Here is a 23505-nt window from a genome sequence, read left to right as displayed (position 1 = left end):
GCGCTCAGTCGAACTTGCTGATGTCCGGGTGCTCGGTTCTGATCCAGCGCACGGTGCGGGTTGAGGAGCGCATCACCACGCTATGGGTGAAGACGCCTTGCTTGGTGAAACGCACCCCTTCGAGCAGCGAGCCGTCGGTGATGCCAGTCGCGGCAAAGGACAGGTCCGCCGCGATCATGTCGCGGATGGAATATTTGCGGCCGAGATCGTGAATGCCGGCGGCCCTGGCCCTGGCGCGGTGCTGCTCGTTGGCGGCAACCAGCCGTCCCTGCATCTGCCCGCCAATGCAGGAAAGGGCCGCCGCGGCCAAGACCCCCTCGGGGGCTCCGCCCGTGCCCATATAGATGTCGATACCGGTCTCGAGCGGTTCCGTCACGTGGATGATGCCGGCGATGTCGCCGTCGCTGATGAGGCGGAGGGCGGCGCCCGAGGCCCTTACCTCCTCGATGAGCCTGGCGTGACGCGGCCGGTCGAGGATGCAGACGGCAATGTCGCTCACCTGTACGCCCTTGGCGAGAGCGAGTGCCTTGAGGTTGTCGGCGGGCGCCGCATCGAGATCGACCAGTCCATCAGGGAAGCCCGGCCCGATGGCGATCTTGTCCATGTAAATGGGAGGCACCTTGAGCAGGCTGCCGGCCTCCGCGAGCGCCATGACCGAGAGCGCGTTGGGAAGCGCCTTGGCGCAGAGCGTCGAGCCCTCGACCGGATCGACCGCAAGATCGACGCGATGCGCCTGGGGGGCGCCGGCCCCGACCATCTCGCCGATATAAAGCAAGGGGGTCTCGTTTTCCTCGCCTTCGCCAACAACCACCACGCCTTCGATCGGCAACCGGGCAAGCTCGCGATACATGGCGGTGGCGGCCGCCTCGTCGGCGGCGACTTCGTTGCCGCGGCCGCGCCACAGGGCCGCCGCGACCGCGGAGGCCTCAGTTACCCTGACAATGTCGAGCGCGAGCGCGCGGTCGAGCTCGCTCTTGGCCGCGGACTTCAACACGTCCGTTCCTCCCTCCCCGCACGCGATCCTTGGCGCCGCCTGTCGGGGTACACCTCACTATCATATTCAATATCACAATTTTTCGATGCGGATCATCTGCGGCTTGGCATCCACATGACCGTCACGTTCGATGCCGGCGAGCGCTTTGCGGACGGCAGCTTCCGTGGTCTGGTGGGTAATCATCACCACGGCGGCTGGAATGCCCTGATTGCGACGGTTGATGCCGGGAAGCTCGGCAGTGGCGCGGCGCTGGACAATGCTCTCGATTGAGATGCCCTGCTCCGCCATACGGCTGGCGATCGCGGCAAATGCGCCGGTCCGGTCGTAGACCGAAAGCCTGATGTAATAGCCGCCCTCGTGCGCACGCATCTCCGCTTTCTTATAGGGACGCAAATGCTTGGCAGCGACCCCGAATGGCGGGAGAATATTGCCACGGGCGATGTCGATCAGGTCGCTCGTGACCGCAGACGCCGTCGCCGGGCCGCCTGCGCCGCGGCCCACCAGCACCACCTCGCCCACGAAATCGCCGTCGACGGCAACGCAGTTCAGCACGCCCTCGACTTCGGCGATCGCCGTGTGCTTGGGTACCATGGTCGGATGCACGCGCTGCTCGATTCCGCTTTCGGTCCTGAGCGCGACGCCGAGCAGCTTGATGCGGTAGCCGAGCTCATCGGCCGCCTCGATGTCGGCGGGAGTGATCGACTCGATCCCCTCGATATAGACGGACTCGAAGCTCGTGCGGGTGCCGAAGGCAAGGCTGGTCAAAAGCGTTAGCTTGTGCGCCGTATCGAAGCCCCCGATGTCGAAGGTGGGATCGGCCTCGGCGTAACCTTGCGCCTGCGCTTCCTTGAGAACATCGCCGAAGCTTTTCCCGTCCCGCTCCATCCGCGTCAGGATGTAGTTGCAGGTGCCGTTGAGGATGCCGTAGACGCGGCTGATGTCGTTGCCCTGCAGACTCTCGCGGATGGTCTTGACGATGGGAATCCCGCCCGCCACCGCCGCCTCGAAGTTGAGAGCGACACCGCTCTTTTCGGCGAGCGCGGCGAGGCTCGCACCGTGATGGGCGAGCATGGCCTTGTTGGCGGTGACGACATGCTTGCCGGCGCGAAGCGCAGCCTCGACGGAGTCCTTTGCCACGCCGCCCTCGCCGCCCATCAGCTCCACGAACACGTCGATGTCGGGATCCTGCGCGAGCGATACCGGGTCCTGCGCGCGGCGGAAGCCCGATATATCGACGTTCGGATTCCTGCGATGCTCGAGCGTCGACACGGCAACCACGTCGATGCGCCGCCCGGCGCGCGCGGCGATGGAATCGCCGTGCGCGGCAAGGAGCTGCAAGAGTCCCCCGCCGACGGTGCCCACACCGGCCAGTCCTACGCGCAATCCATTACTCATGGGAAAAATCAGAACGTCCTGTTCGCCTTCGAGGCCATGGGAATGACGTTATGCATCGACTTGGCAGAGTCGGCGAGGAATTTGCGGATATTGCGCGCGGCCTGGCGGATGCGCTGCTCGTTCTCGACGAGGGCGATGCGCACATGGCCCTCGCCGTATTCGCCGAAGCCCACGCCCGGAGAGACGGCGACGCCCGCCTTTTCGAGCAGGAGCTTCGAGAATTCGAGGCTGCCGAGATGGGCGAACATTTCAGGGATCGGCGCCCAGGCGAACATGGTGGCGGGCGGAGACGGGATCGGCCAGCCGGCGCGGGTTATGGCATCGACCAGGCAATCGCGGCGGCGCTTATAGATGGCGCGGATTTCGTCGATGCAGTCTTGCGGGCCGTTGAGCGCAGCGGCGGCGGCAACCTGGATGGGCGTGAAGGCACCGTAATCGAGATAGGATTTCACCCGCGTCAGGGCATGGATCAGTCGCTCGTTCCCGACGGCGAAGCCGACGCGCCAGCCGGGCATAGCGTAGGTCTTGGACAGCGTCGTGAACTCCACAGCGACGTCGATCGCGCCGGGGATCTCGAGGATCGAGGGCGGCGGTTCTCCCTCGAAATAGATCTCTGCATAAGCGAGATCGGAAAGCACGATCAGCTCGTGCTTCTTGGCGAAGGCGACCACCTCTCTATAGAAATCGCGGTCGGCAACGACGGCCGTCGGGTTGGCCGGGTAGTTGAGCACGAGGGCGGACGGTTTGGGCACCGAGTGCCGCACCGCCTTGTCGAGCGAGGCCATGAACTGCGAGTCGGTGCGGGCGGGAAGGTGGCGGATGACGCCGCCCGACATGATGAAGCCAAACTCGTGGATCGGGTAGGTCGGATTCGGCACAAGGATCACATCGCCTGGCGCGGTGATGGCCTGCGCCATGTTGGCGAAGCCCTCCTTAGAGCCTAGCGTCGCCACAACTTGGGTATTGGGGTCGAGCTTAACGTTGAAGCGGCGCGCGTAATAGGCCGCTTGCGCCTTTCGCAAGCCGGAGATGCCCTTCGAGGCCGAATAGCGGTTGGTGCGCGGGTCGCGCAACGTCTCGACCAGCTTGCCCACGATGTGATCGGGGGTCGGCATGTCGGGATTGCCCATGCCGAAGTCGATGATGTCCTCGCCGCGGGCGCGCGCCTCCGCCTTGAGCTTGTTGACTTGCTCGAAGACATAAGGCGGCAGGCGCTTGATTCTATGGAAATCGCTGCTCACGAACGCGCGGGTCCCCGTCCCGGTCAGGCCCCGATGGAATAGAGAATCAGCACTTGAACCATAGAAACGGCCCCGGCGGCAAGACGGGTGGGCTCGGACGGCTCTACGGCTTCGCTATTGTGCCGTCTTGGCGGGAACAACGGTGCCTGATTGGGCTGCCGTTTCCTGCTTCCTCTTGTCGTCCTGGAGTTCGCTGATCGCGGCCTTTTGCTCAGCCTTGGTGAGGGTTTGGTCGTCGCTCCGCATGAGCGCGGAAAAGGGCTTCAGCACCCGGTCGGACGGTGCCGTGTCGGCACAACCGCCAAGCCAAAGCGGGGCGATCAGCCCAAGCATAAGAAAGACTGGACGAACAGTCATCGGCAGCCGGTGATGTCGAGTTCCCCTCGCGAGACGATTGGCAATCGCCTTTTGCTTGTTATATTGCATAGCACAATGAGGTGAGGGGCGAAAGCCATCAAAGGCCGCAAAGCTAGCGCCCAAGTTCGCGGTCAAAGTGGTTAATCGGGGGTGAAATAAGGACGATTTGATGCAGGAGAGAGCTAAGGGGCCCGAGTCACCCTCGCCCATCGAGGGACAGCAAAACCAGTTCGACGCGCTCGCCCGCAACATGGTGCGACTCTTCGATCAGGGCGCCAAGGTGTTCTCGACGCTCGCCGAGCGGACCAGCACCAACGGTAATGGGCCCTACGGCGTCGCCTCCGAGGTGAGCGAAGCCGCGAAATCTTTGGGCGAGGTTGCCCGCCATTGGGTTGCCGAGCCGACCAAGCTCGCCGCGGCACAAGGGGAGCTGCTCAAGAGCTATGCCGATCTTTGGAGCCGCAGCGTCCGCCGCTTCCTCGGCGAAGAGGTCGAGCCTGTGGTCGAGCCCGAGCCCGGCGACAACCGCTTCAAGGATCCCGACTGGTCCAACGGTCAATTCTTCGATTTCTGGAAGCAGGCCTATCTCATCACCTCGCGCTGGGCGGAAGACGTGACGCGCAAAACCGAGGGGATCGACGAGAAGACGCGCAAGAAGGCGCTGTTCTATCTCAATCAGATGCTGTCGGCCTTCTCGCCCTCGAATTTTCCCCTGACCAATCCCGAGGTCGTGCGTACCACACTCGCCACCAACGCCGAGAATCTGGTGCAAGGGATGCAGCATTTCGCCGAGGACCTCGGCAAGTCGAAGGACATGCTGCGCATCAGCCAGACCGATCTGTCGGCCTTCGAGGTCGGGCGGAACCTCGCCGTCACGCCCGGCAAAGTGGTGTTCCAGAACGACCTCATTCAGCTCATTCAATATGCGCCGACGACGGCGGAAGTCTACGAGCGGCCGCTCCTGATTGTGCCGCCGTGGATCAACAAGTACTACATCCTCGACCTCGTCCCGGAGAAGTCGTTTGTCAGATGGGCGGTCGAGCAGGGCTTCACCGTCTTTCTCGTCTCGTGGGTCAATCCGGACGAGCGCCTCGCGCAGAAGACGTTCGAAGACTATATGCGCGAGGGTATTCTCGCCGCGGTCGATGCGGTCAACCGTCAGACCGCGAGCCGGCAGATCAACGCGCTCGGCTATTGTGTCGGCGGCACACTGCTTGCCTCCACCCTCGCCTACATGGCTGCCAAGGGCGATGACCGGATCGCATCGGCGACTTTCCTTGCCGCTCAGGTCGATTTCAGCGAGGCGGGCGATCTTCTCGTGTTCATCGACGACACGCAGCTCAAGGCGCTCGAGGAGATGATGGCCGAGCAAGGCTATCTCGATGGGTCGCGCATGGCGGCCGTATTCAACATGCTGCGTCCCCGCGACCTGATCTGGCCTTATGTCGTGAACAATTATCTTCTGGGCAAGAAGCCGTTTCCGTTCGACCTCCTGTTCTGGAACGCCGACTCGACGCGGCTGCCGGCGGCCAACCACGCCTTCTATCTCCGTGAGTTCTATCACCTGAACCGCTTGAGCAAGCGCGAGATGGAGCTCGGCGGCGTGCGGCTCGACCTTGGCCGGGTCAACATTCCGATCTACGAGCTGTTCACGAAAGAAGATCATATCGCGCCGGCGCTTTCGGTGTTCCGCGGCGCGAAATTGTTCGGCGGCCCCGTGCGCATGGTCATGGCGGGGTCGGGCCATATCGCGGGCGTCGTCAATCCGCCGGCCAAGAGGAAATATCAGTTCTGGTCGGGCGGCACGGGCAACACCCTGGCCGAATGGGCGGCGACGGCGACCGAGACCCCAGGATCGTGGTGGCCGGATTGGGCGGCATGGCTTGCGGCCTATTCAGGGGCCAAGATCCCGGCACGCGATCCCGCGACCGGACCGCTCAAGCCGATCGAGGATGCGCCTGGCTCCTACGTGAAGTCACGCGACTGAGCCCTTATTTGCACGCGAGTAAGCCCCTATTGAATTGCTCCTTTGCCGTCCGACCGCGCGCTTAGGCAGCGGAATCGCGCCTGCGTTGGGAGTCGCTTGCATTCGCTACTCAAACTTGTGTCCATAAGTCTCGGAGCATAGGTGGTTGTGGCATCGCTGCACTGGTCTTTGAACGGGAGCCCTTTAGTGTCGCCGGAGAGTTAGTCGAACTCGAGCTTGTCGGGGGGCATGTTGGGCGTTCGACGTTGGTGCAGCGGCGCTTCACCGATCATTCAGTTTCGGCCTCCCGCGCCATTATGGCAGCGGGACGCGCTTTTATTGGGAACTGCGTTCACCGCCCTATTCGCAAGCGGCCTGTTTGAGCCGACGCCAGCAGCGGCGGTCGATCAGATCATCGTCCAGAGCCAAACTCGGACAGCGGGTGACAGCAAGTCGGTCAACAACAGCAGTAAGCTGACCGCCACGCTCGATGAGACGATCGCTAATGCCACGCTTGCCTTCGCCAACACGCTGGGGGGAAGCAATTCCGGCGTGCTGGGGGGCGACCTCTTTCAACTCATCGATTTCACCCAACAGATCCTTGTCAACAACGACATCACCATCATCAATAGCGGCGATATCGACCCGCTCATCGGGATCTCCGCTCGGATTGACAATTCCGCATTTGCGCTCGCCAACGTGGCCGCAGCTTCCAACGCCAATGGCACCACTCAACCTGGCGACGTCACTCAGCTAATCAATTTCGACCAGATCAATTCGCTTTCGAACACAATATTTAAAAACAATGTCGGGGATATCACGGCCGATCAGACCGGAATCTTTGCCGCAATCAATAACGGGTTGATCGCTGCGTTTTCAAATGGTCTCACGACGGGAAGCAATGCCAACGGCGCGGCGTCGCCGATCACGCTCGACGATCTCACCCAGTCCGTAGTTACCGATCAGATCAACACGATCGCGAGCGCGATCGAGATTTTGAACAGCGGCGATATCGCCGCAGCGGCCGGTATCATCGCCGAGATCAATAATCAGGCTATCGCCGGTTTCGCCAATTCCGCCGCTACGTCGAATGCGAATGGCACGGCGTCGATTGTGAATCTCGATGATCTCGCACAGAGCGCCGACTTCGCTCAGACGAACTCGATCAGCAGCGCCATCACCATTATCCAGAGCGGCGAACTGTCCAACGCAAGCAGCGGCATCTACGCAGAAATCGACAATCAGGCGATCGCGGGCTTTGCCAACGGCCTGGCAGCATCTAACGCCAATGGGAGCATCGCCCTCGTTACCTTCACGCTCTCGGATATCACCCAATCCATCGATTTCGCGCAGGTAAACTCCATCGGAAGCAACCTCACCATCGATAACAGTAGCCCCATCGCGGCTGCAGGGGGCATATCTACAACGATTAGCAACCGTGCAATCGCGGGGTTGGTCAACACCGCGGCGGCCTCGAACGCGAACGGCCAAGCTTCGGCAATCATGGCCGAGGACGCGGTGCAGTCGATCAACTTGAGCCAGGCCAATTTGATCGCGAGCGCAATCTCGATCGCGAACGGCGATGAACTCAATGCCGAACAGAGCGGCATTCAAACCCTGATCGATAATGAATCGATCTCCGGCTTCTTGAATATCGTCGACCTGTCCAATGCCAATGGCACGGCCGCGGCGGTCAATGCCGATAGCCTCGCTCAGTCCGGACGCGTCGATCAAGCGAATTCAATCGACAATCAAATTGCCATCGCCAACGCCGGTTCTCTTGATCCGCAGGAAGGCATAAGCGCTGAGATCAGGAACCTGTCCATCGGCTCTTTCGAGAACAGCATTTCCGCATCCAACGCGAACGGCAGCGCGGCCATCATCGATGAGGAGGATCTCACCCAAACACTCAGCTTGCGTCAGGCGAACGCGGTGAACAACAGCATCGAAGTAGCGAACGAGGCAAAAATCCGGGCGAGCTATACCGGCATCGATCTCATGATCGTCAATCAAGACCTCTCCTTCAGCAACAGCTTAAGCTTTTTCAACCTCGATGACTCGAACACGAGCGTGGCCGACGATCTCATTCAAAGTGCGGACATTGTTCAGTCGAATACGATAGCCAATGACATAACGGTGACGAACAAGGGCAGCATCAGCGCAGGCGGAGCGGCCATCTCTGCTCAAGTCTTTAACAGCGGGATCGTTTTTGCCAATTCGGCGACCGGAAGCGAAAGCCAGGCATCTGGTGCCAACGGCGACCTAAACCAAACCGCGAGCGTCACCCAGTCGAATACGATCAGCAGCAAGATCGCCGTGGTCAATAGCGGCAGCATCGAAGGCGGCACGCTCGGCATCTTCGCCTCGATACCTGACGCAAACTACAGCGCGAGTAACAGCGGCAGTGTCAACCTTGACTCGGGCGTAGCGAGCATTATCCGCGTGAGCAAGGCGGAAAGCTCTATCTTCATTGACAATAGCGGATCGATCGGCGCCAAGAGTCTGTTTGCCATCGATACCGACTTTGCCACGACCACGATCATCAACCGCGCGGGCGGTGTCGTTCGTGGCTTCGTCGATCTCACCGACCAGCCTGATCTATTCCAAAACGACACCGCGGGAACGTTCGAGGCGCGGGCTACAAGCGACTTTGGCGGCGGCAACGATCTTTTCAAAAATGCCGGCGTGGTCCACACCGCAGCCGACCTGAGCACGCTCGAGAAGACCACCTTCGTGAATCTGGAGCGCTTCGAGAACAGTGGGACGATCTCACTGCAGGATCACCAGGCAGGCGACTCCTTTACAATCTCAAATACGGTCGGCGGAAGAGATTTGACTTTCACCGCCTTTGGCAACTCGATCCTCGCGGTTGACGCCTTTCTCGCGAGCCCTGGCCCTAATACCGTCTCCGATACCTTTACGGTCAACGGCAACGTGTCCGGGAAGACCGCGTTGAACGTCGTCAACACCAATCATGGGCCGAGTGGCTTCAATACGCAGGGCATTCCGGTCGTGTACGTGAATGGGCACACCAACGGAAACGAGTTTTACCTCAAGAAGCCTGTCGATGCCGGCTTCTTCGAATACGACCTGTTCTTCAAGCCGACCGGGAGCGGAGTGTTCTACCTGAAAAGCCTTCCCGGCGGCGGCTCGCATGTTCTACCCCACCTAGTGACCAGCATCGAAGACGTGTTCCACATTGGCACCGAGACCTGGTTTGACCGAAGCGCAGATCTTCGCGTGTTGTTGAACAGCGGAGGCGCGCCGTCCGTCCAAACCGGTGACGACGGGGTTCCCGGCACCTCGATCACGCCGGCGGTCTGGGTGCGCGGCAGTGGCAATTGGTTTGGCCGCGACGGCAGCGAAACGACGAAACTGTATGGCCGGACTTATCAATACAAGCTCGACAGTGATCTCAGCGTCGAGAATTTCCAAACCGGCATTGACTTCGGAAAAACGGATCTCCTTTCTCAAGGAGATATCCTCGTCTTCGGCCTACTCGGCGGTTGGGTGCACGGCGATCTCGACTTTGACGGAGTGAACCGTCAGTTCGACGTGTCGGGAGCGCAGGCAGGCGCTTATGCCACCTATCTCAAAGGCGCCCTTTTCGTTGACACGCTGTTTAAGGCCGACATTCTGAAGCACGAACAAACGGCCGTGGAGTTTCCCGGCGAGCTCGATGCGGTGAGTTTCGGCGTGCGCACCGACATGGGCTATCGCTTTGGCAGTTTCCGGCATGGCACTTTCATCGAGCCCCTCGCCACGATCGGCCTGATCTGGTCCGATCTCGAGGACTTCAAAGCCGGACCAAACCACGTCGATTTCGACAGCGATCCCAACGTGCGCGGCCGGCTGGGCTTGCGAGTCGGCACCACGCTGCCGGTCTGGCGCGGCACGACGATGGAGCCCTTTGTTATCGGTAGCCTGTGGGGCAATCTGTCAGGCGAGCAAACCGCCACCCTTACCGCGAACCACGCCATTTTCAATTTCGAGGATAGTCCGGACGATTTGTGGGGCGAGGCTTCAGCGGGTGTGAACTTCTTCAATGCTTCAGCCAATACGACCGTGTTCGCCAAGTTCGATGCGACCTTCGGCAATGATCTCGAAGGTTTTGGCGGCAAGGCCGGTATGCGCGTCTCCTGGTAGCTACGGGAACAGTGGAAGCTGCTCGAGGCCGAGTGTCTCCTCGAATCCGTACATCACGTTGAAGTTCTGGAGCGCCTGGCCGGCCGATCCCTTCACCAGATTGTCGATGGCCGAGACGACGATGGCGCGGCTTTCGAGGCGGTCTTTGAACACGCCGATATGGCAATAATTCGAGCCGCGCACGTGTTGCGTTGCCGGGATCGTGCCCTCTTCGACGATGTGCACGAACGGGCTCGTTTCGTAGGACGCCGCAAGCGCCTCGCGCAGCGCCGCCGCGCTCGCCTTGCCCGCAAGCCGCACGTAGCAGGTGCACAGCTCGCCGCGCGACATCGGCGCAAGATGCGGCGTGAAATTGATGGTCACGGCAGAGCCCGCGACAGCGCCGAGCTCCTGCTCGATCTCAGGCACATGCCGGTGATTGCCGATACCATAGGGCGAGAGCCCCTCGCCCGCCTCCGAGAACAGGATGTTCTGCTTCAGCGTGCGGCCGGCGCCCGAGACCCCCGACTTAGCATCGATGATGATGTCCTCGGCTTCGATGAGCTTCGCCTTCAGCAGCGGCAGAAGCGCAAGCAGCACCGCGGTCGGGTAGCAGCCGGGACAGGCGACGATGCGCGCTGCCTTGATCTTGTTCCGATAATGTTCGGTAAGCCCGTAGACCGCGTCTTTGATCAATTCAGGCGCGCTGTGCTCACCGCCATACCATTCAGCGTAAGTCTTGGGATCGCGCAGGCGGAAGTCGGCCGACATGTCGACGACCCTGATGCTCTGAGGGAGCTTGGCGATCTCGGCATGAGAGGTGCCGTGCGGCAGTCCGCCGAACACGACATCGACCTTGCTCCAGTCGATTTGATCGGAGGTGACGAGAGCGGGCAGTTCGAGGCTTCCGAGATGGGGGAAGACCTGGGCGAGCGGCTGCCCCGCATGGCCCTTGGCGATGAGCGCCACGATCTCGATATTGGGGTGACGCGCGGCAAGACGGATCATGTCGGCGCCGGTGTAGCCGGAGGCGCCGAGCACGGCGGCTTTGATGGTTTTAGTACTGGCCATGGTGGTCACATAGCTTGGGTCACGCCGTTGCTCCTCAACTGGTGAGGTGCAACGTCATGGCGGCCCGGGTCAAGCCCGGGCATGACAGATTCGGTTGAATTCGGACTAGCGCTTGGAGAACTGGAAGCTGCGTCGCGCCTTGCGGCGGCCGTACTTCTTGCGCTCGACCGTACGCGCGTCGCGGGTCAGGAACCCGCCCTTCTTCAGCACGCCTCTAAGCTCCGGCTCGAACCGCGTCAGCGCGATCGAGATGCCGTGACGGACGGCGCCGGCCTGACCCGACAAACCGCCGCCGCTCACCGTGCAGACGATGTCGAACTGGCCCTCGCGTTTGGCGGTGACGAGCGGCTGCTTCAGGATCATCTGGAGCACGGGACGGGCGAAATAGGCGGTGTGCTCCTTGCCGTTGACGGTGATCTTGCCGGCGCCGGGCTTGACCCAGACACGGGCGACGGCGTCCTTGCGCTTGCCGGTGGCATAGGCGCGGCCCTGCGCGTCGATCTTCTTCACGTAAACCCGCGCGGGCTGCTCCCCCTTGAGCGGCCCAAGATCCTCAAGCGTCATCGTCTCGCTCATGGGGTTAGGCGCTCCTTGCATTCTTCGAATTGAGGGCGGCGACGTCGAGCTTCACCGGGTTCTGCGCCGCGTGCGGATGCTCGGACCCGGCATAGATGCGCAGGTTCCTCAGCTGTTGGCGGCCGAGAGGCCCGCGCGGGATCATCCGCTCGACAGCCTTCTGCAGCACGCGCTCGGGATGTTTGCCGTCGAGAATCCTCTCGGCGGTGCGGTCCTTGATGCCGCCCGGATAGCCGGTGTGCCAGTGATAGACCTTGTCGGCGCGCTTGTTACCCGTCAGCACGACATTGGCGGCATTGATGACGACGATATTGTCGCCGCAGTCCATGTGAGGCGTGTAAGTGGGCTTGTGCTTGCCGCGCAGGCGGTTTGCGATCAAAGCAGCGAGGCGGCCGACGACCAGGCCGTCGGCATCGATGAGAATCCAGGACTTTTCGATGTCGCTCGGCGTGGCGGAATAGCTCTTCATGGCGGCTCTCGGCTTGAAAGATCGGCGCTTCTAACGGCTTCGCCTCAGGCCGTCAAGGAGAAATAGAATTCTATGCGTAATCAGTAACTTATCTGTGTGGTATGAGGGTACCACATAGATGCGAAGCAAGGCCCCCGCGTTTTCTCTCCCCCAAGCTGCAGGGAAGCCTAGCAAAGTCAGCGCCGGCCTCTGATATAAGGCGCGAGTTTTCAGCGAGCTTCTTTCGAGTCGGTGCATGAACGACACGGCAAAGCGGATGCCAGGCGGCGAGGTGCTCGAGCGCGAGACCCGTGGACCAGTCACGATCCTCACGCTCAACCGGCCCGCGGCGCGCAATAGCCTCTCCGAGGAGCTGATCGGCGCCGTGACGCGCGCCATCGGTGATCTTGGCCGAAGCGATGACGTCCGCGCCGTGGTCATCACCGGCGCCGGGAGTGCGTTCTCTTCGGGTCACGACCTCAAGGAATTGACGGCGCACCGCAACGACCCCGACCGGGGGCGCGCCTTCTTCGAGAAGACACTGAAGGCCTGCTCGGAGATGATGCTTTCGATCGTGCGCTGCCCGAAGCCGGTGATCGCCGCGGTGAACGGCATCGCCACCGCCGCGGGTTGCCAACTTGTCGCCACGTGCGATCTTGCCGTGGCCAGCGTCGATGCGCGCTTCGCCACCCCCGGCGTCAATATCGGGCTGTTCTGCTCGACGCCGATGGTCGCGCTCAGCCGCAATCTCTCGCGCAAAGCTTCGATGGAGATGCTCCTGCTCGGCGAGATGATCGGTGCCGATGACGCCAAGGCGTGCGGCCTCGTCAATCGCGTGGTGGCGGCTGATCGCGTGGTCAACGAGGCGGTTGAGCTTGGGCGCAAGATCGCGGAGAAGCCCAAGGCCACGCTCAAGATCGGCAAGGAAGCGTTCTACCGCCAACTCGAGATGCCGCTCGAGGAGGCTTACGCTTACGCCTCTTCCGTCATGGTCGAGAACATGCTTCATGACGAGGCCGAGGAAGGCATCGGTGCCTTCCTCGACAAGCGCGAGCCGCGCTGGCCGCGCTAGTTCGCTAATCCCGCCCGCCCCGCCGCCATGAACCACGACGTCTATAGCGACGCCTATATCAGGGACATTCTCGTTACCTACCGCACCATCGCCATGGTGGGGGCGAGCCCGAACACGTCGCGGCCGAGCTATTTCGCCATGAAATATCTCAAGGCCAAGGGCTTCCGCGTGATCCCGGTCAATCCGGGGCAGGCCGGACAGGAAATTCTCGGCGAGAAGGTCTATTCCTCCCTCGCCGACATCAAGGAGGCCGTCGACATCGTCGATATCTTCCGCAACTCGGAGGCCGCGCTCGGCATCACCAAGGAGGCCATCCGGATCGGGGCCAAGGTAGTGTGGATGCAGCTCGGCGTGCGCAACGACGATGCAGCCAAGCTCGCCGAGGCGGCGGGGCTCAAAGTGGTGATGAATCGCTGCCCGAAGATCGAATACGGACGTCTGTCCGGCGAGCTCAATTGGGCCGGCGTCAATTCGCGCAGGGTGTCGGCGAGAAGGCCGATGCTGGGCGCCAAGGGCGTGCAGCATCGCGTGCTCAAGGCCGGCGGCGAATGATTTCACGACCATGCGGACCGCCAAGGAGGGTCTAGGACCATGACCGCCGACCGGAAGCCCGGCTTCAATACGCTTGCCATCCATGCCGGCGCTCAGCCCGACCCCGCCACGGGCGCGCGGGCGACGCCGATCTATCAAACGACGTCCTATGTGTTCGACGACGTCGAGCATGCGGCCGCGCTGTTCAACCTCGAGACCTTCGGCAACATCTATACCCGCATCACCAACCCGACCCAGGCGGTGCTCGAAGAGCGGGTCGCGGCGCTCGAGGGCGGCACGGCGGGACTTGCCGTGGCGTCGGGTCACGCGGCGCAGATGCTGATCTTCCACACCCTGCTCGAGCCGGGCGACGAGTTTGTCGCCGCACGCCAGCTCTATGGGGGCTCGATCAACCAGTTCACGCACTCCTTCGCCAAATGCGGCTGGACGGTGCGCTTTGCGGACACGACCGACCCGGACTCCTTCCGCGCCGCGCTGACGCCTAAGACCAAGGCGATCTTCTGCGAGTCGATCGCCAATCCCGGCGGCATCGTTACCGATCTCAAGGCGGTCGCCGCCGTCGCCAAGGAGGCCGGCGTCCCCTTCATTGTCGACAACACGCTCGCCTCACCCTATCTCATCCGCCCCATCGAGCACGGCGCCGACATCATCGTGCATTCGCTCACCAAGTTTCTGGGCGGCCACGGAAACTCGATCGGCGGGGCGATCGTCGATTGCGGCACCTTCGACTGGATCGGAAGCGGTCGCTATCCCACGCTGTCGGCGCCGTCGGCCTCCTATCACGGCATCACGCTCGCTGAGACGTTCGGCAATTTCGCCTTCGCCATCGCCTGTCGTGTATTGGGCTTGCGCGATCTCGGGCCGGCGATCTCGCCGTTCAACGCCTTCCTCATTCTCACCGGCATCGAGACGCTGCCTTTGCGCATGCAGCGCCATTGCGACAACGCGGTTTCGGTCGCCGAATATCTCGCAAGCCATCCCAAGGTGGCGTGGGTGAACTATGCCGGCCTCCCCGCCAACCCCTATCATGCGCTCGCCAGGCGCTATTCGCCTAAGGGCGCGGGCGCCGTGTTCACCTTCGGGCTCAAGGGCGGCTACGAGGCGGGTATCGCGCTCGTGAGCAATGTCAAGCTGTTCAGCCACCTCGCCAATCTCGGCGACACGCGGAGCCTGATCATCCATCCCGCATCGACCACGCATCGCCAGCTGACGAGCGAGCAGCGCGCGTTGGCCGGCGCGGGCGACGAGGTGGTCAGGCTCTCGATCGGGCTCGAGGACAAGGCCGACATCATCGCCGACCTCGATCAGGCGCTCGCCCTCGCCTGAGCGGCGGCGCGGGGATCAGGCGTATGCACCGCGAGCCAGAAGTGGTAGACGGCTGCGGTAAACACGGCGACGGCACCCGCCTGGTGCGCAAGACCAAGCGGAATCGGGACGGCGAGCAACAGGGTCCACACGCCGAGCATCGCCTGCAGGAGGGCGAGAAGCGCGAGCGTCATGGCGCTGCCGATGAGCGGTGACGGCGCCCTGCGCCACGCGAGCCAGGCAAGCTGAGCGAGCGAGGCGACGACCACGGTATAGCCGATCATGCGGTGATCGAACTGAACGGTGAGCGGGTTCTCGAAGGCGTTGAGATACCAGGGTGTGGCCTCGAACAAGCCGTTCGGGACGAAGGCGCCGTTGATCAGGGGCCAGGTGTTGTAGCCCATGCCGGCATCGAGGCCGGCGACGAGAGCGCCGGCCAGCAACTGCATAAAGACGAGCGCGAGTATGCCGCCGGCGATGAAGGCGGAGGCGCGCGCGATCGGCGTCGCGCGTTCCGGTGGCGTTTCGCGTGCGAGCCCGAACACGAGCCAGAGCGTGTAGCCGAGGATCGAAAGGGCCACGCCGAAATGGGCGGCGAGCCGGTATTGGCTGACATCGGTGCGGTCGACGAGCCCGCTCTTCACCATGTACCAGCCGAGCGCCCCTTGCAGTCCTCCCAGCACGAACAGGCCCGCGAGCCGCGGCAAGAGGCTGCGCGGGATAAAGCCCGCGATCCAGAACAGGACGAAGGGCACGAAAAAGGCGACGCCGATGAAGCGGCCGAGAAAGCGATGCGCCCATTCCCACCAAAAGATGGTCTTGAACTCGCTGAGGCTCATGCCGCGCTTCAACTCGGTATATTCGGGGATCTTCCGATAGGCGGCGAAGGCCTTGTCCCAGTCGGCCTCCGAGAGCGGCGGGATCGCTCCCATGATCGGTTTCCACTCGGTGATGGACAGCCCTGAATCGGTGAGCCGAGTGGCGCCGCCGACCAGGATCATGGCGACGATGAGGAGCGCCACGGCGCCGAGCCAGATGCGGAGCGCGCGGATGTGCTTCGCCGGCATCGGCTTTTCGGCGGGCGGGACCGCAATGGTGTGGGTCAACGTCTGCGACATGGCAGCTCGTGAATAGCGGGACCGGGCCGCGAACTCAACGCCAGGCCCCCTGCCCCGTTGCCGCAGTTCTCCGCGCGGGCTCAGGCGAGTGGAAGCGCAGGATTCAGCGCCTCGCCGCCGCAAGGCGCGAGGTCATGTCAAAGAGCCGTAGGGTGGGCGAAGCCCACTCTACCCCCCTTGAGGGGGTGGCGCGCCGAAAAGCGCAAACCTATGGTGTCCGCATCTCCTTTTGGGAGACACGGCGGGCGCCTTCCGGCGCGCCAGCAAGCGCATCTTTGAGTGCGCTACCCGCGCTTCGCGCTGCTTGAGCGCAAGGCGCAGGCTTCGGCACCCCGAAGCGCATGCTCATTTCGCGGCGTTCTCACTACGACACCGGGCCCCGCTTTCTCCTTTGCATCCAGCGCTTAGGTGGCCGAAGCCCGGTCGCGCATGACGCAAAATCGTCAGCCAGCTCCTGGCAGGACCTCTTATTGGGTCCGGGGGGAGCTCCGTTGCCGCCCGAGCGCTTCGTTGCGACGAAGCCCGCAGGCGCCGCACCCCGTCCCGCATCTCACGACGCCTCGCGAAAGCGCCCCTCAACGGACGAGGTGGTGTGAGTCTAACCGAGGTTTACGCGCCGGGGATAAGTCGATGGACAACCGCCTCGTCCACCAGCGTCACCCCGGTGCAAGCCGAGGTCAAAGGTGGCACGCACTGAGCAATGACGCTACGGCTTCGCCCAGGGCCGTCCAATCTCACCGCCCGGCCAGTGCCCTGCCGGCGTCGACCCGCTTGGCCGGGGATGCAGCGGGGCATAGCGCCCGAAGGTCCGTGTTTCGAGCTTGAACAGCCGCCATCTGAGGGCGAGCTGCTCCAAGGCCTGGATGTGAGGAGGCGTTTCGGGTTCGGCGCGCTGCTGGTTCGGCGTGGAGCGCTTTTTCTCCAGGTGCTCGAAGATTTGGCGGCGAAGCTCGGAAGCGTCGATTGGCGTCCGCACCCTCTGCCGGGCGGATGCCGTCTGTTTCGCAGCGAGCTTGGCGAGGAGGCGGAACGACTCCGCCTTCTTTGCGAACCGCGCTCTCTGCTCTTCCGGGAGGGAAGCATCGCTTGCGGCGCTCTCGTAAGCGCTTGCGATTTCCAGATGTTGTTCCGGCGTGAGGGCCATGTTGGCGATCCATCGTGCCGGCAAGAACGGCCCCCCTTCTCGTCCTGGCCGCTCAGGCGAAAGGTGGTTTACCGTTTCCGTGCCTTCAAGGGGGCGCGAAAAAAGTGATCGACGCCACCCGGCATCGCTCGGCTTGACCGGGCAAGCGGCGAGCCGCATGACTGGCAAGGAAAGGCAGCCCTGATGCATATCCGCACCCGCAAGCTGATCGGCACGGTCGCGCTTCTTCTCTTCCTCGCGGTCTATGCGACGCTAGCGTCCGTAATCGGCTCGGGCCGGATCGCTCTTGCCCCTCAATGGGTGCAGTTCGCCTTCTACGCGACCACGGGGCTTCTCTGGGTGATCCCTGCCGGGCTTCTCGTCAAATGGATGCAGCGGCCCGATTGAGGGCTAGGCGGCGCTCACCTGGCGGAAGCGGTTCCACAGCGCAAATGGCGCGCCGGAGAGATAGAGGGCGGTGTAGCTGAGCGATTGATACTCACCGTTCAGAGACACGCGCGGCAACGCCGCAAGATGCGGACGGTGCGCCGGGAACAGCATGCCCTTCCGCGTGGTCACCGCCGTTTTGAAGCCCGCCTCGCGCGCGAGCGCGAAATCGCGCGGACCGGCGCTTCCCGGATCGCCGTAGGGAAAGGCGAAATGAAGCGGGCGGACGCCTAGCTCACGCTCGATACGGCTGGCGCTTCCCGTCATCTCGTCGAGTGCGCGGGCGGGCGGGAGCTTGGCGATGGCGAAATGGCTCTTGGTATGAGCGCCGATGGTGACGAGAGGATCCTCGGCGAGCTGCCTGATCTCGTCCCACCCCATGATCAGCCTGCGGCAATCGGCCCCCATATCGACGTCGTAGCGCTCGGCGAGAGCGCGGACCACCTGGCGCTGCGTCGCCTCGTCGATCCGGCGGAGCCACCAGTAGATCTCGTTATAGGCGCGGTATTTCTCGGGCATCGTTGCTGTGGGCAGCGTCCACAGCGCGCCGTCGCGGCAGAGCTCGATCTCCTCGGCGCGGGCGACGATCTCCTCGAGCGCGATCCACCACAGCTCGCCCTTGCCGTCGGGATAGTCGGTCGGCACGTAGAGGGTGAGCGGCAGAGAGCGCTTCCTGAACAGGGGATAGGCGTATTCGAGATTATCGCGATAGCCGTCGTCGAAGGTGAAGCTCACGAAGCGGCGCGGGTCTTCCTCGCGCAAGCGCCGCACGGCCTCATCGAGCGAAACGATGTCGAGTCCGGCCTCCTGCACCTGGTCGATCACGGCATCGAGGAAGCCGGGCGTCACTTCGAGGATGCGGTTCGGCGCGAAAGCCTTGGGCTCTGCCGGCTCGGGATGCACCTGGTGCAAGGTGAAGATGAGGCCGACGCCTTGCGTATAAGGCGCGAGCAGGCGATGCGCGCCGGTATGGTAAAGCCCCGACATGGCCGCCTTCATCATGGCGGTTTTTATCTTGGCCAAGGCTGCCCTCCTCTTCGCGCCATCAACCATTAACCCGGCTCTGCCATCGTTCCGACCAGGAATGCCCCATTGTGATGGCGCTTCCTTGCGAAACGATTGCCGCACGAGCCCGCCCTCGCGGCGGCTCCAGTAACCGTCTAAGGGACGCCGCTAACGTATGAGCTCTACCGCCCTTTTTCGCACCGAGGCCGAGATCGCACGTCGCCTGATCGAATCGAACGGCCCGATTGCCGTCACGACTAGCCTTGGGCGGGTGTCGCTGCGCATTACCGGCGATCTTGCGAGCGTCGAAGAGGATTGGAAGCGCCTGCAGGCGATCGCGCCCTGCACCGGACCGCAGACGTTCGATTGGGCAAGTGCCTGGGCGCGACATTGCCTCGAGCCACAGGGCCGTGAACCGGTCATCGCCGTCGGCCACGCTGCCGACGGTGCGCTTCTCTTTCTGTGGCCGTTCGAGACGGCGAACGTCGGAAGCCTTCCCGTCATCAAGTGGCTCGGCGTCGAGCACGCCAACTACAATATGGGATTGTTCGCGCCTGGGGCCGCCAGCAAGTTCACCGCTGGCGATCTCTCCGCGCTTCTTGCGGAAGTCGGCCGCAAGACGGGCGCCGTGGCGGCGATCCTGACCGCGCAGCCATTCGAATGGGACGGCGTTCGGAATCCCTTCGCCAAGCTTCCGCACCAAGCGGCGCCGAGCAGCGGCTACGCGGTAAGGCTCGGCGATTTCGCCAAGCTCTATGCGACGAGGTTCAGCAAGCGCTCGCGCGGCACGCTCGAGCGGAAGGCGCGCAAACTCGCAGAGTCGGGAGCCATCGTCTATGGCTGGGCGGAGGGCGACGAGGAGGCGCTCGCGTTGCTCGAGCTGTTCTTCGCACAGAAGTCGCGCCAACTCGCCGCCATGGGCGTCAAAGACATCTTCGATGCTCACGCGCGAGCCTTCTACCGCGAAATCGCTCGGCTTAAGGGCGACAATCCGAGCCGGCTCAGGATCGGATACCTCAGGATCGGCGACAAAGTGCTCGCGACCTTCAGCGGGACGCTCTGCCATAACCGGCTCGGCGTCGCGCTCTCTTCGCTCGCCGAGGACGAGCGGCAGCGGCAATCTCCGGGCGCGCTTCTCCTCAAGCATCAGATCGAGGAAGCGAGCGCCAAGGGCATCGCCTTCTACGATATCGGCGTCGGCGCGGCGCGGCATAAGGACGAGTGGTGCGACGTGGTGCAGCCGCTGTTCGACAGCTTTCTCGCGCTCGGACCGCAAGGCTATCTGGTGACGCTGCCGCTTGCCGCCGCGGCACGGCTCAAGCGCAGGATCAAGTCGAGCCGAACCGTCTGGCCGCTTGCGGCGCAGCTGCGCCGGAGGCTGTTCGGCCGCGAATAGCGGCGTCACCGGTTAGAACGCGGCGACGCGGCCAAGGAGCCCCGTGCGGCCGTCCTTTCCGGCCTTCTCGTAGACCACGACCTGGCAGCCGAGGCTCGCGAAATCGCGGAGCCCGCTGTCCTCGCTCTCGACCGTCGCCCCGCGCGGGAGCACGACGAGCGTGATCGGCAGCTCGAATTTGAGCGCGGGGCTTAGCTTGCGTACGCTGTCGGGGTCGGCGTGGAGCACCACGCAGTCGTAAGCCTCGGTCAGCGCCTCGAAGACGCGCATGAAGCGGTCGATCTCGGGAGCCGATCCTTTGGCTGCCGGATTGCCTGCGGTGATCACCTGGAGCGGCGTTTCGGCGTCGACTCGGATCACCTCGTCGAAAGAGGCGCGGCCGGCGGAAAGATCGGTGAAACCCGGCGCACGCGGGAGCCCGAGCGGGCCTGAGACGGCGCTTGCGCCGCGGGTGAGATCGACGAGCACCACCTGCTCGCGCCTGGCAACGAAATCGCGCGCAATTTTGATCGCCTCCTGCGTAGCGTCGACCTGCGACGTAACGCCCGAAACGAGAATTGCGCGCGGTGCTCCGCCTTTCGAAGCCGCGAGAATATGATTCATGACGCCGTCGAGCGACTTCAACGCCGGGCCGATCTTGCCGTTGCCGACCTTGGGAGGCGTCAGTACGACCTTCTCGGCCGGCTCCTCGAAGCGCTTGTGGGTGGCCGCGGCGATACGCTGATTGAGATAGTGGCGAAGGTCGTTGGGCTTGAGCGGCGGAATTGGCTCGGCGGATTTTCCGGCGGTGACGGCCGTGGCGGCTGCGATGTCGTCTTTGCCCGCCTCGATGCGCGGAAGGATGCGGCGCAAGCGGGCGAGAAGTCCGGGAGCAGCCTCAGCCGCCTCCGTCTTGGGCTCCGGGTTCGCGCTTGCGAGGTTTTGACGCAGCCGGTCGAGAAGTCCGGACTCCGCCGGCGCCGCGCCCGTGGATGCGGATGTAGCGTTTGGTGCCGTCGGTTTCATGTTCTGCTTGTTCCCTCCGGGTGAGGCCATCGCTGCTGCCGGCTTCGGCGCTTGCGCCGCTCGCATAGGGCTCTCTGCCGTGGAGGCGGCGGTTGCCGCGACGGCGGATGCGGCGATTGCCGATTCGATCTCTTCGGCGACGGCGGGTTTCGCCTTGGGCCCGGTCACGACCGGCGCGCCCGGCGCCTCAGGCTTCGGCGACTGAGCGAACTTGGCCGGGGCAGGCTCATAGGCCGGCTTCGGCTTCGGAGCCTCTTCGGCAACGGGCGGGAGCGGCGCTTCGGCGGGCTTCGCCTTGGGCGTTTCCGGCGGCCCGAGCGCAATCACCGTCTCCGGTTTCGCGGCCGGCACGGGATGCTGCCCGCGCGCGAGTTTAGGATCGGCGGCGGGCTTGGCAGGCGCGGCCGCAGATGAGGCGGCTGATGAGGCGGCAGCCTCCTGCTTCGCCTGGGCCACAAGCTCGCTTCGCCCGGGAGCGATCACCACGGGCGTTCGCGCCGGGTTTGCTGCCGCCGGTTCGAGCTTGGGCTTGGCGGCCGGAGCGATCGGCGAGCGCGCGGGCCTCCGGCGTGACGGCGCTTCGGGTTCGTATTCGGGCTCGTAGGACGGAAGCCGCCCCCTGCCCTCTCCGGTCGCCCCGATCAGTTCACGCGCGACGACGTAGGAGAGCGCGAGCAAAGCGGTCGCGGCCATGACGAGAAGCGACAGCGGCCCACGCTTGGGGAAGGACGGCAGAATCGAGGCATGCGCGCGCGAGACGATCGCGGCCTGCGCCGGGACCGCGCCCATGTCGTGGCGTGCGCTCGCATCGCGGTAGCGGGCGAGATAGGATTCGAGCAAATCGCGATTGGCCTTGGCCTCGCGCTCGAGCGCGCGAAGCTTGATCTCGGCGTCGCTCTGGCCGGAGGCTTGCGCCTTGGTGTCGTTCAGGCTGTTGCGCAGCGAGGTCTCGCGGGCGCTTGCGACCTCGGCCTCGTTCTTGAGTCCTTCGACGATCTTCTTGGCCTCGTCGCGAATCTGGGCGCGGACGTCGGCGAGCTCGGAATTGAGTTGCTTGATGCGGGGATGCGACGGCATGAGCGTCGCCGAGAGCTGGGCAAGCTCACGCTGCACCTGCACGCGCTGCTCGATCAGGCGGCCGATCAGCTCGGATTTGAGAACCTCGGGCGTGGCGTCGATGTCGCCGCCGCTGTCGATCATCTGCTGGATCAGCCGCGCGCGCGCCTCGGCTTCCGAGCGCTGCGCCTTGGCGAGGATGAGCTGGCTGTTGACCTCGGAGAGCTGCTGGGCGTTCAAGGTGACGTTGTTGCTGCCGGCGTAAAGTCCGGCGCTCGAGCGCAACTGCTCGACCGCGGCTTCCGACTCCTCGACCTTTTTGCGCAGGACCTCGATCTGGCTGCTGAGCCAGGCGGTCGCGTCCTTGGTCTGCTCGAGCTTCTCCTTGCGCTGCCACTCGATGTACTTGTCGGCGAGATCGTTGGCGATCTTGGCGGCGAGCGGCGAGTCGCCCGAGGTGTATTCGACGGCGATGACGCTCGATTTCGACAGCTGGAAGACCTCGAGATTCTCGGCGAAGGTGTTGGCGGCCTTTTCCTCTTCGGATTTCGGCGACGGCCGCAAGCCGATCTTGTTGAGCAAGCGGCGGAAGAGAGAGAGGCCCTCGTCCTTGACGAATTGCGGATCGTTGGGGAGGTCGAGCGCCTTGATCACGTCGAGGGCGAGATCGCGGGACGTGAGCACCTGCACCTGGCTTTGCACCGCCTGCTCGTCGAGCGTCTGCTGCAATGGCGTGCGGTTGTTGTCTTCGGCCGGCCGGGTGAAGGCCGACTCGTCGTTCTGGATGAGGATGCGGGCTTCGGAGGTGTAGAGCGGCCGCATCATCGAGAGGACGGCGAAGGTGATGGCGCCGGCGCCGAGCGCGAGACCTAGGATCCAACCCTTGGCATTCCAAAGAGCGCGGCCGAGCGTGGGGAGATCCACATCGTCGTCGTGCGCCGGCTTATGCGACTTCGTCACCGCGTACACTCCTCGTGTGTTTGCCGCATTAGACCGATTGCTCGTAACCAAAGGCTTAAGGGGCGGTCCGCTTCGGCACGATCGATCAGCGTTTGTTAACCATGCGCGGCCTAGAAAGGGACATGCAACGAGTCTTGGTCGCGCGAGTGCTAGTCCTGCTCATCCTCGTTGTTGCGCCTGCCCTCGGCGGGTGCAACATGCGGGCCGTCCCTGGGTTAACGACGCCCGCCTTCGCGTTGAACACCCCCGCCCCTCTGCCGCCGCCCGGCGCACCCTTGCCGCTCGGCGCGGGC

General features: G+C 63.5%; 18 protein-coding genes. 7 read left to right on the top strand and 11 right to left on the bottom strand.

Annotated features, from left to right (window positions below; all coding sequences use genetic code 11):
• Positions 1 to 4: 4 nt before the first annotated feature.
• The 4 genes from glpX to VFB18_RS06330 all read right to left on the bottom strand — a co-directional run bounded on the left by glpX (position 5) and on the right by VFB18_RS06330 (position 4122).
• Complete coding sequence (gene glpX, locus VFB18_RS06345; RefSeq protein ID WP_324972461.1) at positions 5 to 991, bottom strand: class II fructose-bisphosphatase; 987 nt, start codon at positions 989 to 991, stop codon at positions 5 to 7.
• A gap of 75 nt (positions 992 to 1066) precedes the next feature.
• Positions 1067 to 2389, bottom strand: coding sequence for a homoserine dehydrogenase (locus VFB18_RS06340; RefSeq protein WP_324972401.1), 1323 nt, complete (start codon positions 2387 to 2389; stop codon positions 1067 to 1069).
• A gap of 8 nt (positions 2390 to 2397) precedes the next feature.
• Positions 2398 to 3630 (bottom strand): LL-diaminopimelate aminotransferase, encoded by a 1233-nt coding sequence (locus tag VFB18_RS06335; protein ID WP_324972398.1) that lies wholly within the window; start codon positions 3628 to 3630, stop codon positions 2398 to 2400.
• Between the two features lie 114 nt (positions 3631 to 3744).
• Positions 3745 to 4122, bottom strand: a complete 378-nt coding sequence (locus VFB18_RS06330) for a hypothetical protein (RefSeq protein ID WP_324972395.1) — start codon at positions 4120 to 4122, stop codon at positions 3745 to 3747.
• Positions 4123 to 4156: 34 nt separating this feature from the next.
• On the opposite strand from VFB18_RS06330, the gene VFB18_RS06325 reads away from it, so the two are divergent.
• A complete protein-coding gene (locus VFB18_RS06325) occupies positions 4157 to 5974 on the top strand; it encodes a class I poly(R)-hydroxyalkanoic acid synthase (RefSeq protein ID WP_324972392.1) in 1818 nt (605 codons plus the stop codon).
• A gap of 318 nt (positions 5975 to 6292) precedes the next feature.
• A complete protein-coding gene (locus tag VFB18_RS06320) occupies positions 6293 to 10099 on the top strand; it encodes an autotransporter domain-containing protein (RefSeq protein ID WP_324972389.1) in 3807 nt (1268 codons plus the stop codon).
• Here the strand turns inward: VFB18_RS06320 and argC are convergent, their stop codons facing one another.
• From argC to rplM, 3 genes are all read right to left on the bottom strand, one after another.
• Positions 10100 to 11149, bottom strand: coding sequence for an N-acetyl-gamma-glutamyl-phosphate reductase (gene argC / locus VFB18_RS06315; RefSeq protein WP_324972386.1), 1050 nt, complete (start codon positions 11147 to 11149; stop codon positions 10100 to 10102).
• Between the two features lie 105 nt (positions 11150 to 11254).
• The gene (gene rpsI, locus VFB18_RS06310) at positions 11255 to 11725 is read right to left on the bottom strand and encodes a 30S ribosomal protein S9 (protein WP_324972383.1); all 471 of its coding nucleotides are present in this window, start codon (positions 11723 to 11725) and stop codon (positions 11255 to 11257) included.
• Positions 11726 to 11729: 4 nt separating this feature from the next.
• A complete protein-coding gene (rplM, locus tag VFB18_RS06305; protein WP_324972380.1) occupies positions 11730 to 12194 on the bottom strand; it encodes a 50S ribosomal protein L13 in 465 nt (154 codons plus the stop codon).
• A 235-nt stretch (positions 12195 to 12429) separates the two neighbouring features.
• Between rplM and VFB18_RS06300 the strand changes: the two genes are divergently transcribed.
• From VFB18_RS06300 to VFB18_RS06290, 3 genes are read left to right on the top strand one after another with little or no spacing between them, the layout of a single operon-like run.
• Positions 12430 to 13245, top strand: a complete 816-nt coding sequence (locus VFB18_RS06300) for an enoyl-CoA hydratase (protein WP_324972377.1) — start codon at positions 12430 to 12432, stop codon at positions 13243 to 13245.
• A gap of 27 nt (positions 13246 to 13272) precedes the next feature.
• On the top strand, positions 13273 to 13797 hold the full coding sequence (locus VFB18_RS06295; protein WP_324972374.1) for a CoA-binding protein: 525 nt from the start codon (positions 13273 to 13275) through the stop codon (positions 13795 to 13797).
• A 39-nt stretch (positions 13798 to 13836) separates the two neighbouring features.
• Entirely contained in the window at positions 13837 to 15123 is a 1287-nt protein-coding gene (locus tag VFB18_RS06290) for an O-acetylhomoserine aminocarboxypropyltransferase (RefSeq protein ID WP_324972371.1), read from the top strand.
• Here the strand turns inward: VFB18_RS06290 and VFB18_RS06285 are convergent.
• Together VFB18_RS06285 and VFB18_RS06280 are read right to left on the bottom strand one after the other, a co-directional pair.
• Positions 15102 to 16220, bottom strand: coding sequence for a COX15/CtaA family protein (locus tag VFB18_RS06285; RefSeq protein ID WP_324972368.1), 1119 nt, complete (start codon positions 16218 to 16220; stop codon positions 15102 to 15104). The genes VFB18_RS06290 and VFB18_RS06285 overlap by 22 nt on opposite strands.
• 706 nt (positions 16221 to 16926) lie before the next feature.
• The gene (locus VFB18_RS06280; RefSeq protein ID WP_324972366.1) at positions 16927 to 17364 is read right to left on the bottom strand and encodes a hypothetical protein; all 438 of its coding nucleotides are present in this window, start codon (positions 17362 to 17364) and stop codon (positions 16927 to 16929) included.
• 183 nt (positions 17365 to 17547) lie between these two features.
• Here VFB18_RS06280 and VFB18_RS06275 point away from each other — a divergent pair, with 183 nt between their 5' ends.
• On the top strand, positions 17548 to 17751 hold the full coding sequence (locus tag VFB18_RS06275) for a DUF2842 domain-containing protein (RefSeq protein WP_324972362.1): 204 nt from the start codon (positions 17548 to 17550) through the stop codon (positions 17749 to 17751).
• A gap of 3 nt (positions 17752 to 17754) precedes the next feature.
• Here VFB18_RS06275 and VFB18_RS06270 read toward each other — a convergent pair whose 3' ends face one another.
• Positions 17755 to 18813, bottom strand: a complete 1059-nt coding sequence (locus VFB18_RS06270) for a polysaccharide deacetylase family protein (protein WP_324972359.1) — start codon at positions 18811 to 18813, stop codon at positions 17755 to 17757.
• A 157-nt stretch (positions 18814 to 18970) separates the two neighbouring features.
• Here VFB18_RS06270 and VFB18_RS06265 point away from each other — a divergent pair, with 157 nt between their 5' ends.
• On the top strand, positions 18971 to 20191 hold the full coding sequence (locus tag VFB18_RS06265; protein WP_324972356.1) for a GNAT family N-acetyltransferase: 1221 nt from the start codon (positions 18971 to 18973) through the stop codon (positions 20189 to 20191).
• A gap of 12 nt (positions 20192 to 20203) precedes the next feature.
• Here the strand turns inward: VFB18_RS06265 and VFB18_RS06260 are convergent, their stop codons facing one another.
• Positions 20204 to 23212 (bottom strand): Wzz/FepE/Etk N-terminal domain-containing protein, encoded by a 3009-nt coding sequence (locus VFB18_RS06260; protein WP_324972353.1) that lies wholly within the window; start codon positions 23210 to 23212, stop codon positions 20204 to 20206.
• Between the last annotated feature and the right edge of the window lie 293 nt (positions 23213 to 23505).

The organism is Methyloceanibacter sp. (assembly GCF_035650995.1).
Classification (GTDB): Bacteria; Pseudomonadota; Alphaproteobacteria; order Rhizobiales; family Methyloligellaceae; genus Methyloceanibacter.
Note: the sequence above shows the minus strand (reverse complement) of the source record. Positions and strands in the feature narration are given on the sequence as shown.

Bases quoted from the DNA above. Each gene is read 5' to 3' on its own strand.
- VFB18_RS06340 (WP_324972401.1), bottom strand. From the start codon at position 2,389: ATGAGTAATGGATTGCGCGTAGGACTGGCCGGTGTGGGCACCGTCGGC.
- VFB18_RS06325 (WP_324972392.1), top strand. From the start codon at position 4,157: ATGCAGGAGAGAGCTAAGGGGCCCGAGTCACCCTCGCCCATCGAGGGA.
- argC (WP_324972386.1), bottom strand. From the start codon at position 11,149: ATGGCCAGTACTAAAACCATCAAAGCCGCCGTGCTCGGCGCCTCCGGC.
- rpsI (WP_324972383.1), bottom strand. From the start codon at position 11,725: ATGAGCGAGACGATGACGCTTGAGGATCTTGGGCCGCTCAAGGGGGAG.
- rplM (WP_324972380.1), bottom strand. From the start codon at position 12,194: ATGAAGAGCTATTCCGCCACGCCGAGCGACATCGAAAAGTCCTGGATT.
- VFB18_RS06300 (WP_324972377.1), top strand. From the start codon at position 12,430: ATGAACGACACGGCAAAGCGGATGCCAGGCGGCGAGGTGCTCGAGCGC.
- VFB18_RS06295 (WP_324972374.1), top strand. From the start codon at position 13,273: ATGAACCACGACGTCTATAGCGACGCCTATATCAGGGACATTCTCGTT.
- VFB18_RS06290 (WP_324972371.1), top strand. From the start codon at position 13,837: ATGACCGCCGACCGGAAGCCCGGCTTCAATACGCTTGCCATCCATGCC.
- VFB18_RS06285 (WP_324972368.1), bottom strand. From the start codon at position 16,220: ATGTCGCAGACGTTGACCCACACCATTGCGGTCCCGCCCGCCGAAAAG.
- VFB18_RS06280 (WP_324972366.1), bottom strand. From the start codon at position 17,364: ATGGCCCTCACGCCGGAACAACATCTGGAAATCGCAAGCGCTTACGAG.
- VFB18_RS06275 (WP_324972362.1), top strand. From the start codon at position 17,548: ATGCATATCCGCACCCGCAAGCTGATCGGCACGGTCGCGCTTCTTCTC.
- VFB18_RS06265 (WP_324972356.1), top strand. From the start codon at position 18,971: ATGAGCTCTACCGCCCTTTTTCGCACCGAGGCCGAGATCGCACGTCGC.